Source organism: Candidatus Limnocylindrales bacterium (genome assembly GCA_035626395.1).
Lineage (GTDB): Bacteria > Desulfobacterota > Binatia > UBA1149 > CAITLU01 > DASPNH01.
This window is the reverse complement of sequence record DASPNR010000013.1, coordinates 71,842-85,144: the sequence shown is the minus strand read 5'-3', so window position 1 is coordinate 85,144 and position 13,303 is coordinate 71,842. Positions and strand designations below refer to the sequence as shown.

Annotated in this window: 9 protein-coding genes; 5 read left to right on the top strand and 4 right to left on the bottom strand. The window is 69.2% G+C overall.

Translation table 11 applies throughout. The features are described from left to right. The first annotated feature begins 207 nt into the window (after positions 1-207). The 5 genes from VEC57_07065 to VEC57_07045 all read left to right on the top strand — a co-directional run bounded on the left by VEC57_07065 (position 208) and on the right by VEC57_07045 (position 5,355). The gene (locus VEC57_07065; GenBank protein ID HYB98883.1) at positions 208-2,853 is read left to right on the top strand and encodes an MMPL family transporter; all 2,646 of its coding nucleotides are present in this window, start codon (positions 208-210) and stop codon (positions 2,851-2,853) included. A 208-nt stretch (positions 2,854-3,061) separates the two neighbouring features. Then, positions 3,062-3,427, top strand: coding sequence for an EthD domain-containing protein (locus VEC57_07060; protein HYB98882.1), 366 nt, complete (start codon positions 3,062-3,064; stop codon positions 3,425-3,427). Beyond that, entirely contained in the window at positions 3,428-4,120 is a 693-nt protein-coding gene (locus VEC57_07055; GenBank protein ID HYB98881.1) for a hypothetical protein, read from the top strand. Then, complete coding sequence (locus VEC57_07050; GenBank protein HYB98880.1) at positions 4,121-4,702, top strand: hypothetical protein; 582 nt, start codon at positions 4,121-4,123, stop codon at positions 4,700-4,702. 233 nt (positions 4,703-4,935) lie between these two features. Next, positions 4,936-5,355: an MAPEG family protein gene (locus VEC57_07045; GenBank protein HYB98879.1), complete on the top strand. Its 420-nt coding sequence runs from the start codon at positions 4,936-4,938 to the stop codon at positions 5,353-5,355. 58 nt (positions 5,356-5,413) lie between these two features. Here VEC57_07045 and VEC57_07040 read toward each other — a convergent pair whose 3' ends face one another. From VEC57_07040 to VEC57_07025, 4 genes are all read right to left on the bottom strand, one after another. Beyond that, positions 5,414-7,468 carry a fibronectin type III domain-containing protein gene (locus VEC57_07040; protein HYB98878.1) on the bottom strand — a complete coding sequence of 685 codons (2,055 nt, stop codon included), beginning with the start codon at positions 7,466-7,468 and terminating at the stop codon, positions 5,414-5,416. A 341-nt stretch (positions 7,469-7,809) separates the two neighbouring features. Beyond that, positions 7,810-8,508, bottom strand: coding sequence for a TRAP transporter TatT component family protein (locus VEC57_07035; protein ID HYB98877.1), 699 nt, complete (start codon positions 8,506-8,508; stop codon positions 7,810-7,812). 221 nt (positions 8,509-8,729) lie between these two features. Then, positions 8,730-11,135 carry a Smr/MutS family protein gene (locus tag VEC57_07030; protein ID HYB98876.1) on the bottom strand — a complete coding sequence of 802 codons (2,406 nt, stop codon included), beginning with the start codon at positions 11,133-11,135 and terminating at the stop codon, positions 8,730-8,732. Continuing rightward, positions 11,135-13,009 carry a DUF2868 domain-containing protein gene (locus VEC57_07025; GenBank protein HYB98875.1) on the bottom strand — a complete coding sequence of 625 codons (1,875 nt, stop codon included), beginning with the start codon at positions 13,007-13,009 and terminating at the stop codon, positions 11,135-11,137. The genes VEC57_07030 and VEC57_07025 overlap by 1 nt, the downstream gene beginning before the upstream one ends. Positions 13,010-13,303: the final 294 nt, after the last annotated feature.

Below are 13,303 nucleotides of genomic sequence, written 5' to 3'. Positions count from 1 at the left end.
GGGGCCGGCCGCTCCGGCCCCCGGCCTTCATACTGCCGCGGCACGGGCCGCGTCAACGCCGGCAGGGTGCCCGCGGGTCACCCTTCTTCGCCTCGGCAGCCACGCATTGCTAAAGGACGCCCGCGGCGGCGCCGCCGTGACCCGCAGAACGCTGCGCTCGCGCGGCTGCGCTCTGCGACGCCTTCGCACGCAAGACCCGCGCACGACATGACCGGCAACCTCGAGGATCGCATTGCGGCCGCAGCCGCCGGCTGGGTCGCACGCATCGAGCGCAGCCCGAAGCGGGCGCTCGCGCTGATCCTGGCCGCGACGGGGGCCGCGGCGGCCTATGCGGCGCTGACGCTCGGCGTGGACGCCGACCCGCGAAGCCTGATTTCCGAGGACCTTCCCTTCCAGGTCCGCCAGCGCGAACTGATCAACACCTTCCATACGCTTGGCGACGGCTTTCTGGTCGTGATCGACGCCGACAGTCCCGTCGCCGCCGGGCACGCCGCCGAGGCGCTGGCCGAGCGACTGGCGCAGCGCAAGGACCTGTTCACGCAGGTGGATGTCCCGGGCGGCGGGCCGTTCTACGCGCGCAACGCGCTCTTGTACCTGAGCCTCGACCAGATCGACGACCTGACCACGCGCCTGAGCCAGGTGCAGCCGTTCGTGGCCACGCTCGAGCGCGACCCGAGCATCGCCGGCGTCGCCGATCTGCTGCGCGACGCGCTGGCGGCGCAGCGCAAGGGAACGCCGGTCGGTCTCGAGCTCCCGGTGGCGCTCGACCGTGTCGCCACCGCGGTGCAGGCGACGATCGACCGGCGACCGGCGCCGGATCCGTGGGGCACCGCGCTGCTCGGCAGCACGCTGCCTGCCGAAGCGCGCCAGCGCGTGGTCGCCCTGCGCGGCAAGCTCGACTTCGGAACCCTGCTCAACGCCGGGCCGCACGTCGATGCCATTCGCACGACCGCGGTGGAGCTGGGGCTGACGCCGGAACGCGGCTACCGAGTGCGCATCACCGGCGAGCCGGTGCTCAACTACGAGGAGCTGATCGCGATCGCGACGCAGAACGTCGTGGTCGGCGTCACCTCGTTCCTGCTGTTCTCGATCACGGTCGCTTTCGCGTTCCGCTCCTTCCGCATCACGCTGGCTCTCGTTTCGGGGCTGGTGGTGGGCCTGGCGTGGAGCAACGGCTTCGCGGCGCTGGCAATCGGCCACCTCAACCAGATCTCGGCGGTCGCCAACGTCCTCATCATCGGCCTCGGCGGCGAGCTGCAGATTCACGTCTGCATGCGCTACCGCGAGCTGATCGCCTCGGGCGTCGGGCGCAGCCGCGCCCTGCGCGAGACCGCCGAAAGCATGGCGCCCTCGCTGTTCTCGAGCGCATGCACGACCGCCATCGGCTTCTTCATCTTCCTTCTCACCGACTTCACCGGAGTTGCCCAGCTCGGTGTGATTGCCGGATGCGGCATGTTCTTCAGCTTCGCCAGCGCGTTCACGATGGTGCCGGCCGTGCTGTCGCTTGGCGGGGAGCCCTCCCCGCGCCCTCCCCGCAAGACGGCTGTGAGTCTGACGAACCTCGCGCACCTGCCGCTGCGCTACGCCGGTCCCATCCGCATCGCCGCCGTCGCCGCCGCGCTCGCCTCGCTGCTCACGCTCCCGTTCATCCGCTTCAACTACAACCTCCTGGACCTGCGCGACCCTGCCACCGAGTCGGTGCAGACGTTCGAGGACCTGCTGGCGCGGCCCGGCAGCACGCCCTGGATCATCGACGTCGTCACACCGTCGCTGGCGGAGGCGCGCGTGCTGGCTTCACGGATCGCGCAGCTCGAGGAGGTGGCCGCGGTCCGGACCATCGACGACTATGTTCCTGCGCAGCAGGAGGAGAAGCTCGAGACGCTGCAGACGGCCGAGTTCTTCCTGCTGCCCGAAGGCACTGCGCCGCAGAGCCGCAGCGTGGAGGAGCAGCGCCAGGCTCTGCAGAAGCTCGCCGAAGAGGCGGAGCGCACCTCCAGGGAGGCGAAGGACGCGGCGCTGGCTGGCGCCGCGCAGCGGCTGCACCAGACGCTGACGCGATTCTTGACGACGCTGGAGGCCGAGGCCTCGCCGGCCGCGGCTCTGGCGGGGCTGCACGCCAACCTTGTGGGATCGCTCCCCGAGCAGCTCCGCGACCTTCGCCTGCTGCTCAAGCCGCAGCGCGTGGTCGTCGAGGACCTGCCGGCCAATCTGGCATCGGAGCTGGTCGCGCCCAGCGGTCAGGCGCGCATTCAGGTCTTCGCGCGCGACGATCTCTCCGACAGCGCGGCGCTCGAGCGCTTCGTCGACCGGGTCCGTGAGGTCGCACCGCAGGCCACCGGCAGCGCCGTCTGGCAGGTCGAATGGGGCCGCGCGACGTGGCACGCGATGGTGCTCGCCCTCAGCATCGGGATCGTTTTGATGATCGCATTCCTCGTCGTGCTGTGGCGCAGCGTGTGGGACACGATCCTGGCCTTCTTTCCGCTGGCGCTGGCGATGCTGCTGACGTGCGCGAGCCTGGTCGTGCTAGGCCATCCGTTCAACTTCGGAAACGTGATCGTGCTGCCGATGCTCGTGGGCATGGGTGTGGACAACGGCATCCATCTCGTGCACCGGCACCGCACGCGGCCCGACGAGATCGACGTGCTGGCCAGCAGCACGGCACGTGCGGTGTTCTTCTCCGCGCTGACCACGATCCTGACCTTCGGCAGCCTCGGCTTCAGCTCCCACCGCGGCTCCGCTTCGATCGGCCAGCTGCTGGCGCTCGGCGTGTTCTGGACGCTGGTCTGCTACGTGGTCGTGCTGCCGGCCGTGCTGGAATGGGATGACCGGCGGCGATTGGCGCGCAAGGCCTGAAGAATCCCTGGTCTTCACCTGCACCCGGTAGCGGCGGCGGCGCAGCGCTGCAGCGGCCGCGACCATTGGTGCCGCCGGACCGATGGCGATCGTCAGGCGAAGCCTGACATCCTTCTCTTCATGCTTGCGCACCGTATCGCGAGGCGCGCGGACGGTACGTCGCAAGGCTCTCTTCGGTGAAGCTCGCTCGGCATGATAAGGAGCGTCCATGATCAAGCTCGTCTACTGCATCCGCCGCCGCGAGGCCGTGCCATCGGCCGAATTCCACCGCTACTGGCTGCATGAGCATGGCCCGCTGGTGGCGAGCCTGGCCGGCGATCTCTCCGCCGTCCGCTACGTGCAGAGCCACACCGTCGCACCCGATCTCAATGAGATGCTGCGTCAGTCGCGCGGCCTGAAGGCGCCCTACGACGGCATCACCGAGGTGTGGTGGAAGGACGAGGACAGCTTTCGCGCGGCGCTGGCCAGCGAGCAGGGGCAGGCGGCGGCGCGGGCGCTGATCGAGGACGAAGCGCGCTTCATCGACCTTGCCCGCTCTCGCGTTTTCCTGACCCGGGAGCACGAGATCTTCTGAATGCGCACGGCTGGCCATGGCGTGCGCGCTGGTGATGGGTACGGAGCCGCGACGCGCGTCTTCGCAACCTGGCTGATCGCTGCCGCGCTGACGGCGATCTCTGCGGGCTGCGTGCCCGTCGTGGTCAGTGCCGAGCCCGTCGTCGGCGGCAGCCTTCTGCCCGAGCAGTCGATCCTCGTCCTTGCCGCGGCCGTCGGCTTCGAGACGGTCGACGGGAGGCAGCCGCGTCGGCGCGCTTCCATGCAGCGCGATCTCGAAACGACCCTGCAGGACGCCGCGGAGGCTGCCGCCTCGGGCGCAACCGCCTTCCGATCCTGCCTCGTCACACGGGCTTCAGTTCCGGATGCTGCATGCATGGCTTTTCGGGAACATTCGAGCCTCCTTGCCAACGGCGTGGTCCGTGAGGCAGCGCGCGTCGCGTTGCGGTCCGCGCACAGCAGCGGAGCAGGCGCTGTTCTCGCTCACGCCGCGCGGGTACGAATTCCGGGAGTGGTCTGGGATCCCGACAGCCGCACGACGCGGACGGGCACGGCGGCCTACACGCTGCACGCGGCGTTGATCGATGCCGGCAGCGGCACCATCCTCTGGAGAAACGAGGTGCTCGTGCGCGAACTGCCCTTGACGTTCATGAGCACGCACAACCAGGCGCTGCGGCTTCTGTACCGGGGTTTCCCGGCCAACGGGGAAAACTGAATGCTTGGCCGGCCTACGCTCCTGTGCGCGCTCATCGTCGCGCTCGCCTGTGGATGCGGCCCGTCGCTGAAGAAAGCGATCGTGCGGGATTTCGAGCCGCGGCAAGTCGAGGAAATCGTCGTGCTGCCAGCGATCGATGCGCGCATCGATCGATCCGGCGAGCCCGATTTCGATCGCCAGATGCGCGAGATCACCCTGTCGCTGCTGCGGCTGAAGGGGTATGGCGCAACCTCGGATTTCGACCATCCACGGCTCCATGTCGTGGAGGAGGAGCTTCGCGATCCGACGCCCCAGTTCATCGCCGGTCTGGGACCACCGGATGCGCGGTGGGTGATGGTGGTGACGCTCGTGGAGTTGCTTCCGTGGATTCCATTCGTGCGGCCGGCCCAGGCCGAGGTTCACGGCTACATGTTCGACAAGAAGGCCGGGCGCCTGGTGTGGAAGGACAAAGGCTTCGCCGACCATTCCCAGGGCGGCCGTGTCGTGGTGGCGAGCGATGACGTTCATCCGGCGCTGACGCCGGCGCTCGTCCACCTGATCGCGAGCATTCCACATCATTGGGGTGAGAAGGGAGGGCGGTGAGGCAACGTGCCCGATGGCTGCGCGCCATCACGGCAAATCCGACGAAGGCGCCGGCGCCTGACCACAGCACCGGACCGGGACTGCCTCGCCAGACCAGAAGACTGACCGCAGGGACTGCCGCCCATTCCGCAAAGTCCGGCAGCGATCCAGGACCAGTGGAAGAGAAGAGCGTTCCTTGACCCGCCACGGCCCCGTCCCCATACAAGGCCGCATCCCTGAGGGAGGTTTCGACCATGAACCCAGCCATGCGCGCCTACGCGGTGACCACCGTGCTGCTGTTCTTCAAGATGGTCCTGAACTCGACGCTGCAAGGCTACCACCGCATGGGACGGCGGCAGTTCGTGCATGCGGAGGACGCAAAGTTCTTCGGCGGCGCCAGCGGCGAGGACCTGCCGGCAGTCCAGCGGCTCAACGCCGTCTGGCGCAACGACCTCGAGAACATCCCGATCTTCCTCTTCCTCGCGCTCGTGTTCGTGCTCGTGGAAGCGTCACCGGACGGAGCGGGCTGGTATTTCGGAACGTTCGTGGCGGCGCGCTACGCGCACACGTTCTTCTTCATTAACGGCGTGCAGCCGTGGCGGTTCCTCGCCTACACGCTGGGCCAGCTCGTCTGCCTCGGCCTGGCGGTGCGGATCCTCCTGCAGGTTCTGTAGAGGACCGGGTCCGGCACCGAAATGTCGCAAGCGACATCTCAGCGCCGGACCCCCTTCTTCACGGAGTGGTGATGGTGACGGTGTTGGAGATCTTCGAGCGCCCGAGCTGGTTGAAGGCGCGCACGCGGTAGGAGTACTGCGTTTTCGACCTCAGGCCCGTGTCCGTGAAGCTTTCCACGTTCGCTCCCACCGTGCCGATCTTCTTGAAGACGCCGCCGGGAGCCTTGCGCCGGATCTCGAAGCCGGTCTCGTTGTTGCTGTTGTCGTTCCAGTTCAGCAACGCCGAGGTCGACGACATCGGCGCGGCGGTCAGGGCCGTCGGCGTCGCCGGCAGCGTGCCGCCCGAGGTGACGGCGCTGGCGCTGGTCGAGTTGACCGAGTCTCCATACGAGTTGAACGCGCGCACGCGGTAGTAGTAGCGCGTGCCGGCCGCCAGCCCCGCGTTCGTGTAGGTGGTCGCGCCGGCGCCGACGGTGGCGATGTCCTTCCACGTCGTGTCGATGTCGGTACGGCGGCTGATGCGGAAGCCCTGCTCGTCGCTGCTGCGATCGCTCCACAGCAGCTTGATCTGCGAGCTCGACAGCGCCGTCGCGCTCAGGTCCGAAGGCGGCGTGGGCGCCGCTGCCGCCGAGCTGGTCGTGAAGCAGCCGGGCGTCTGCGCGTACTCGGATGCGATGTAGTTGATCATCGCCGAGGGCACGCGCTGCGGCAGCGTTCCGTAGGGATGGCCGGCGCCGTAGGTCAGCGTCAGGTTCGACATCCCGCCGGTGAGCAGGTGGCAGTAGCTCATGATGGTGCCGCAGCCGCTGCCGCCGCCAGGGCAGCCCGCGGGCAGCGAGGTCGGACCTTCATAGCACGTGCTCGAGCCGCTGATCGACCAGCAGGTGTCGACGGCCGGCTGGTAGCAGTGCGTGTGCTGCGATCCGAAGTTGTGCCCCAGCTCGTGGCTGGTGCCGACGATGTCCCACACCACGCGCGGATCGGCGATGTTGAAGGAGCCGCTGATGCTGCCGACCACGGCATAGCCGTAGCTGCTGCCGGGAGTGCGGTACGCATCGCACAGCGCGCTGATGTAGGCGACGCCGCCGTTGGTGCGGGCCGAGCTCAGGTACAGCGTGGTCGCGCGCTTGATCGTCGTGCACGCCTGTCCTGCGCAGTGCGTGGGATCGTTGCTGTTCCACCACGCGCGCACCTGCGCGAGGCGGTCGGAGTTGCTCAGACCCGAATAAGGATCGTTCTCCACGGTCCAGACGCGGATGAACGGAATCTTGATGTTCATCCCCAGCTCGGCCAGCGAGATGGAGCTGGTGAATGCGAGCAGGTCGCTCGCATAGCGGACCGCGTTGGTGACGCTGGAGCCGAGCTGCACGTAGTACTCGTAGTCCAGCTCGACGGCGACCTGGGCCGTGTAGGCGAGAGGCAGCGCCGCGATCTCGGCGCCGGTTGCACCGCCGGCCGCTGCGTCGGCGGCGGCATCCATGCCGTCGATCTCCTGATGCTTCTCGCCGGCTTCACAGTCGAACTTTCGCGATTTCGTGCTGGGGTCGACTTTGGAGGTGCGGATGCGGCGCTCGCCGCCGGCCGCCCCGCCCTCGCCCGAGCCTGCCTGCATCAGCCAGGTGTTGCCGGACGCGGAGACGATGCCTCGAATCTCGCCGTCCTCGTGCACGCTCAGCACCGCCACCGAGCCCGGATGGCTGTCGAGCGCGCCGCGCAGATACACCGGCCGCTTCATGTGGACCTTGCGCGGCCCGTCCGGGCCTTCGACGACGAACTGCGTGTCGCCAGTGGTGACCTCGAACGCTTCGAGATCGGCACCGGTGATGCCGGCCTCGCCATCCAGCTCGATGCCTTCCAGACGCAGGAGCTGCCCAGGCTGCAGATCGCGTGCCGCATCGGCCACGCCGGCTGCATCGCGCAGCGCAGCCACCGCCGCCGGCGCATCGGCCGCCACTGCGCCCGCTCCGTCCTGCGAAGCCGCGGCCTGCGAGGTCCACGACAGCGCAACGGCGAGCGCGCCGCTCGCCGCCATCGTCAGAACCTTGCTTCCGGTTCCCCTCTTTTCCACCTCGGCCGCTTTGCGCACCGATCCCCCGACGTTCGTCTCGAACAAGGCCAGATTCCTCCCCAACGTATTTCTCCGTCTTCCCCGAGACGGAATGTCACGCACGTGTTTTACCCGGACCCGACCTCGGCGGGCCAGACTGCGATTGGCGCTCGACGCATTTTTTCCGCGGAAAATTCGTTCGGATCGCGCACGATCTCACAATGAGAATGCACGACGTACTAAGGACGTGATGCGCAGCCGAAGCGCCTTAGTACGTGAACAACGTCCCGGCGGTGTGGGATCGGAGAGGTCGCGCGCGGATGCGGACGAGGATAATCATCGTCCGCGACGTGCCAAGGGCGCTCCGGGTACGGCAAGAAAGCGGCGCCCGCGATGGAGTGGGAAGTCTAGCGCGAGCTGTTGCGCGCGATCTCGCTGTCGACCTGCCGCATCAGCTTCTGCGCGTCCACCAGGACCAGGTAGCGCCGCTGCACCGAAGCATAGTGGGCGGCGCGGCGAAGCTGCTCGTGGGCGGCGGTGAGCTTGCCGTTCTGCAGCAGCGCTTTCGCGTAGAGAAGCCGCGTGGCGGGCCCGCCCGGGAAAACCTGGACGGCACGCTGCAGCACCTGCTCGGCCTGGCGCGAGTCGCCGCCGAGATAGTTCGGCAGTTCCAGCAGCATGCCTCCCTTGGCCGCCAGCGCGTCGGGATAGTCCGGATCCGTCTTCAGCGCACGATCGAGATAGGGCCGCAAATTCTTGAGTGCGATGACGTTGCGCGCGGTGCCTTCGATCATGAGGAGGCGGCCCTTGGCCGCAAAGTAGACGAAGTTGGCACGCGCGGATGTCGGATCCAGCTCGAGGGCCTGCTGCGCCAGATCGAGGGCCTGCCGGTAGAATGCGGTCGCGCGGTCGCTCGGCGGCAGCAGCTCTCCGGCGCGCAGATAGCTGTCGGCACGGTTGGCAAGAGTGACGGCGGGATCGACCGCGACGATCGCACGGGGCTGAGTCTGACGCGGCGCGGCCTCGCTTCCCGGCGCGAGCAGCGTCGTCGCCAGAAGCACCGCCGAACACCACGCGCCCTTTCGCATCGCTCCAAACATCGTCATCGTCCACGCAAACACGCCGCAGGATCGCCGACAAGGCTCCCCATCCACCACCCGCCCTTCAGGGCGTGCGCGTAATGCGTCATGCGCCACGTCAGACGTCGCCGCGCAGCCAAAATTGAATGCGCCCAACAATTCACCCTGTGAGGAAAGAGGCGGCGCTGCGGTTTTCTCTTAGACGCCGCGCGCGGTCGCAGCGGAGGCGTACTCAGGGGTCGACGCGGCTATCCACGCAGCCGCGCCACGGTGAATGCATCTCCACCCTGCTCCTCGGAGGCCGCTCCGCTGGCCTCCACATACTTCGATGCCGACAGAGCGCGCCGAACCGCCGCCTTCAGAGCGCCGGTTCCATGTCCGTGCAGCACGAAGACCGCGTCGCGCCCGGCCAGCATGGACTCGTCGAGGAAGCGTTCCAGCCGTTCCAGCCCCTCCTCCACGCGGGCGCCGCGCAGGTCGAGGGTGTTGCTGGCCATGCGCAGCGCGTCCTCGAGCGCCCGATCGTCCTGCATCGTCTTCTGCGCCAGCGCGTCACGATCCGCGTCGGCGGTCGATCGCGAAGCGAGGCGGGAACGATGCGCGCGAACGTGCCGCCGCGCTTCGGCGCCGCTGACCACCTCGACGTCGGCGGGCCTGGCGCGGATCGTCAGGGAGCCTGCGCTCACCTCCACCTCGCCGTCGCGCACGGCCAGCACCTCGCCGACCGTGCCCAGGCGCAGCAGGCGCACGCGGTCGCCTACGGCGGGCTCTCGGCTCGCCGCCGGTTGCTGCTCGCGTGGCAGCGCCGTGGCGGCACGCGCGGCCGCAATCGCCATGCCTGCCCGGGTGGCCGTCTGTCGGGACGGGTCCTCGCGCAACTCGCGGATACGGCGGCGCACCTCCTCGTCGGCGGCGCGAAGCCGCTCGAGGAATGCACGCGCCTGATCCTCCTGGATCTCTCTGGCGTGGTGGCGGATGCGCTGCTCGCGCTCGGCCAGCGCATTCTGCCGCGCGGCCAGATCGCTGGCCGCAAGATCGGCGCGAAGCGAAGCGTCCCGCGCCCGCTCGCGCTCGACCTCCAGTGCCGCCAGCGCTTCGTGCAGCGCGCGCTCGCCTTCGTCCATCAGCTCACGCGCCCGCGCAACCAGCGCTTCCTCGATGCCGATTCGCAGCGCCGCGGCCAGCGCGTGGCTCTCGCCCGCCAGACCCGACACCACGCGGTAGGTCGGCCGGCCCTCGCGATACTCGAGCGCTGCGACTTCCACGCGTGAGTCGCGCGCGCTCATCGCCTTGACCTGCGCATAGTGCGTCGTGGCCACCACGCGGGCGCCGACGTCCGCGAGGCGCTCGATGACGGCGCCGGCCAGGGCTCCGCCCTGGGCAGGGTCGGTACCGGAAGCGATCTCGTCGAGCAGCAGCAGAGTGCCGGCGCCGGCGGTTTCGAGCATCGCCTTGAGCGTGGTCAGGTGCGCCGAGAAGCTGGAGAGGCCTCCGTGCACGGTCTGCATGTCGCCGATGTCGGCCAGGATCGGATCGAAGACATCCACGCGCGAGCCCGGCGCCGCCGGCACGAAGCAGCCGGCGCGCACCAGAAGCGCGCACAGGCCGATCGTTTTCATCGCCACCGTCTTGCCGCCGGCATTGGGACCGGTCAGCACCAGCACCGGCCGCTCCTCGGACAGGCACAGGTCGTTGCCGACGACGTCGGTGCCGAGCGCGAGAACCGGATGGCGCGCGTGCCGAAGATCGATGATGCCGGAAACGCCGATGCGCGGCCGCGTCGCGCCAAGGCGCGTGGCCAGCTCGGCGCGAGCGCAGGCGACATCGAGCACGGTCGCCGCCTCCAGCGCGCCGCGCAACGTATCGGCGTGGCGACCGAGCGTCTCGGAAAGATCGCCGCGGATGCGGCGGTCCTCCTCGAACAGCTCCGACTCGGCCATGCGCCGCTCGTTGCCGATGGGCACGACCTGCGCAGGCTCGACGAACACCGTCTGACCGGTGCGCGAGGCATCGTGCACGATGCCCAGGCCCATGCCCTTGGCCTGCGCCTTGATGGGCAGCACGTAACGATCGTCGCGGATGGTGATGTAGCGCTCCTGCAGCACGTCGGCGAGCTCGGGCGACTCGAGCAGGCTCTCCATCACGCTGCGCACCCGCCGCTCCAGCGCCGCGATGCGCTGGCGAAGCTGCGCGAGCATCGGGTAGGTGCGCTCCGACAGCTCGCCGCGCTCGTCGAGCGCCGCCTCGAACGTCGCGCAGAGCTTGCGGTCCAGCTCGATGGCCGCGCCGAGGCGAGCCAGCGTCGGCGCAGCCTGCGCATGGCGCGCCAGGAAGCGCGCCAGCTCCGCCAACGCCGCCAGCGTGCTGCGCACGGCGCGCAGGTCGGCAAGGTCGAGCACCTCGCCGCGGGCGGCGCGCAGCAGCGGCTCGGCGATGTCCTCGACGCCGCCGACCGGCGGAGCTCCGGCGCGCGCCTCGAGCAGCGCGTGGATCTCTTCGATGGCGTCGAGGGATTCGGCGATGGCACCGGTATCTTTGTGCAGCTCGACTTCGGCGGCGGCACGCGCTCCGGCCGCAGTGCGCGCATGGCTGGCCAGCTCTCGCGCCATGAACGGCCAGTCCAGCGCCTCCAGTGTGCGTGCGAGCAGGTCCATCAGCGCTCGCCCTGTCGCGCACGCGAGACCACCGCCAGCGAGAGCTGCCGCAGGATGGTTTCGGTGGCGGGGGCGATCTCGGGCTCGATGCGGCTCTCGATCTCGCGCTTGACCTCGGCGTAGGTCGACTGCCGCGCGCGCTCGAGCTTGGAGTCGCGCAGGCCGAGCGCGACCACCGATGCCGGGATGTGCCAGGTCTTGACCGCCGACGTCACGCGATCGCGTCCCAGCACATAGGCGCCGCCGACCACTGCGGCAGCGCCGATGCCGCCGATCAGGAGGCCGATGGGCCCGGTGGTGCCGAGCAGGTGCGAGACGACGGCGACGCCGAGCGTCTTGCCGACGCCGCCGCTGATGGCGGCCGCCGTGGCGCTGATGGCGGCCGTGACGGTGGCGCCGATCGCGTCGCCGACGTTGGCGGCCACCGAGCCCGTCATGCCGCGCGGGTCCACCGAGACGGAGCGCGCGGCAAGGTCGCCCAGCAGCTCGGGCGGCTGGTCGAGCTCGCGGCCGATGATGCCGCGCACCGAGTGACGCACGCCGTCGTCGAAATCGCGCTGCGCGATTCGCAGATGCGCCTGGAGCTCAGCGCCGAAGGCCGCGTTGTGCGCCGCCAGCTCCTCTTCGAGGTCGCAGATGCGGCCTCCGCGATTGCGGAACTGGAACAGGGTCGGAGCGACGACCTTGTCGAAGAACCGGTCGCGCACGAACAGCGCCACCGACTCCGCGAGCTTGCCGGTCTCGGTGCGCAGCGCGGAGGCGATGCCGTCGCGGATGCGGTGGATCTGCCCCTCGCGCGCCGCATGCAGCTTCTCGACGAAGTAGCGCTGGGACAGATCGACCTCGATGCCGGCGGCGGCCTGCTCGGCACGCCGCGCGGCCGAGCGCGCCAGCATCGCGCGCGGCAGGAGAACCACGAAGACGCCCATCAGCGCGAGCCGATGGATCCATGCCGCGGCCACGTCGCCCTCGGGCATGAGCAGCGGACGCACGTCGTCGATGCCGAGCAGGCGCCCGTCCAATGCCAGGCTCGCGGGCGCGAGCAGCATGTTCAGGAACGCGGCAACCGAAGAGGGCTCGACCACGAACGTGCTGCGCCAGACGGCGTTGTATTCGAAGAACAGGCCGCGCACGTACGTTCCCACCAGCGCGCCGGCGGCGAGCCCGATGGCGGCGATGTGGACCAGGCTCTCGACGCGCGCGATCATCACTTCGCGCGCCGACTCCTGGTACGAATCCCAGAACGCGGTCGCGATCTCGCGCGTGTTGCGGACGTTGCCGGCCGCCGACCGCATGCCTGCCTGCGAGCGGTTCCACGCCATCCACAGGCTCGGAAGGAGGACGCGCAGGAAACCGCGGTCGCTGCTTCGGTCGCCGCCGGCGGTCCGCCCTTCCTTGTGCCCGCGAGAGGCGGCAGCCGCGGCGGCGGTGACGTCTTCGCCGGCGTGAGCGCCTGCCGCTGGGCGCGATCCGGATCGGGCGCGCGCGGAACGCCGGATGCGCCGCGCGCCGATCAGGGCGTAGGCTCCGATGTTCCACAGGATCAGGAACCCGAGCGGATTGTAGGCGACGTGGATCTGCCCCGAGGGCCCGAGATAGTTCGACAACGCCCCGAGCGCGAAGGCGGCAACGATGACCGCGCCCATCGAGTCTTCGGGCAGAAGCGCGATGCGTGCCCACGCCCGCACCGAGCGAGGAAGGCGCAGGAACAGGTAGGAGGTTCGCTTCTCCAGCAACTCGACATCGCTGGCGGCGTCGACAGCTGCCAGCGCAGCCTCCGATTGCACTTCCGGCGAGAAGCAGTGCGGATCGTGCTCCTCGACGGCGCGCACGAGGAGGAGTGCCAGCAGGTCGCGTTCGTGAAGCGTCGTCATCCCGATAGCGCCGCGACCCGGCGACGTCGCGACGGGGCTCGAGGAGGCGCGAGTGGCGACGCTAGCACGGATGCGAACGAGGGGCAGGGCCTTCTGTCGCTCTTCCCCGTCCACCATGGCGGGCACGACGGCGGCCACGGGCTCTGAGGGCGCCGGGCTGATCGGCATGGCCAGGGGGAGGCGGCGCCGCAAACAAAAACTCCGGTAGTGCTTCCGGCGGTCGCGAGATTCGCGTTGTCGCCGGCCCGCCGGTGAAAGCGGGACTACCGGAGTTCGGTGGTGTCTGGGTCCCCT

Excerpts from the sequence above, each read along its gene's own strand:
- VEC57_07065 (HYB98883.1), top strand. The coding sequence starts at position 208 with ATGACCGGCAACCTCGAGGATCGCATTGCGGCCGCAGCCGCCGGCTGG.
- VEC57_07060 (HYB98882.1), top strand. The coding sequence starts at position 3,062 with ATGATCAAGCTCGTCTACTGCATCCGCCGCCGCGAGGCCGTGCCATCG.
- VEC57_07055 (HYB98881.1), top strand. The coding sequence starts at position 3,428 with ATGCGCACGGCTGGCCATGGCGTGCGCGCTGGTGATGGGTACGGAGCC.
- VEC57_07050 (HYB98880.1), top strand. The coding sequence starts at position 4,121 with ATGCTTGGCCGGCCTACGCTCCTGTGCGCGCTCATCGTCGCGCTCGCC.
- VEC57_07045 (HYB98879.1), top strand. The coding sequence starts at position 4,936 with ATGAACCCAGCCATGCGCGCCTACGCGGTGACCACCGTGCTGCTGTTC.
- VEC57_07035 (HYB98877.1), bottom strand. The coding sequence starts at position 8,508 with ATGACGATGTTTGGAGCGATGCGAAAGGGCGCGTGGTGTTCGGCGGTG.
- VEC57_07030 (HYB98876.1), bottom strand. The coding sequence starts at position 11,135 with ATGGACCTGCTCGCACGCACACTGGAGGCGCTGGACTGGCCGTTCATG.
- VEC57_07025 (HYB98875.1), bottom strand. The coding sequence starts at position 13,009 with ATGACGACGCTTCACGAACGCGACCTGCTGGCACTCCTCCTCGTGCGC.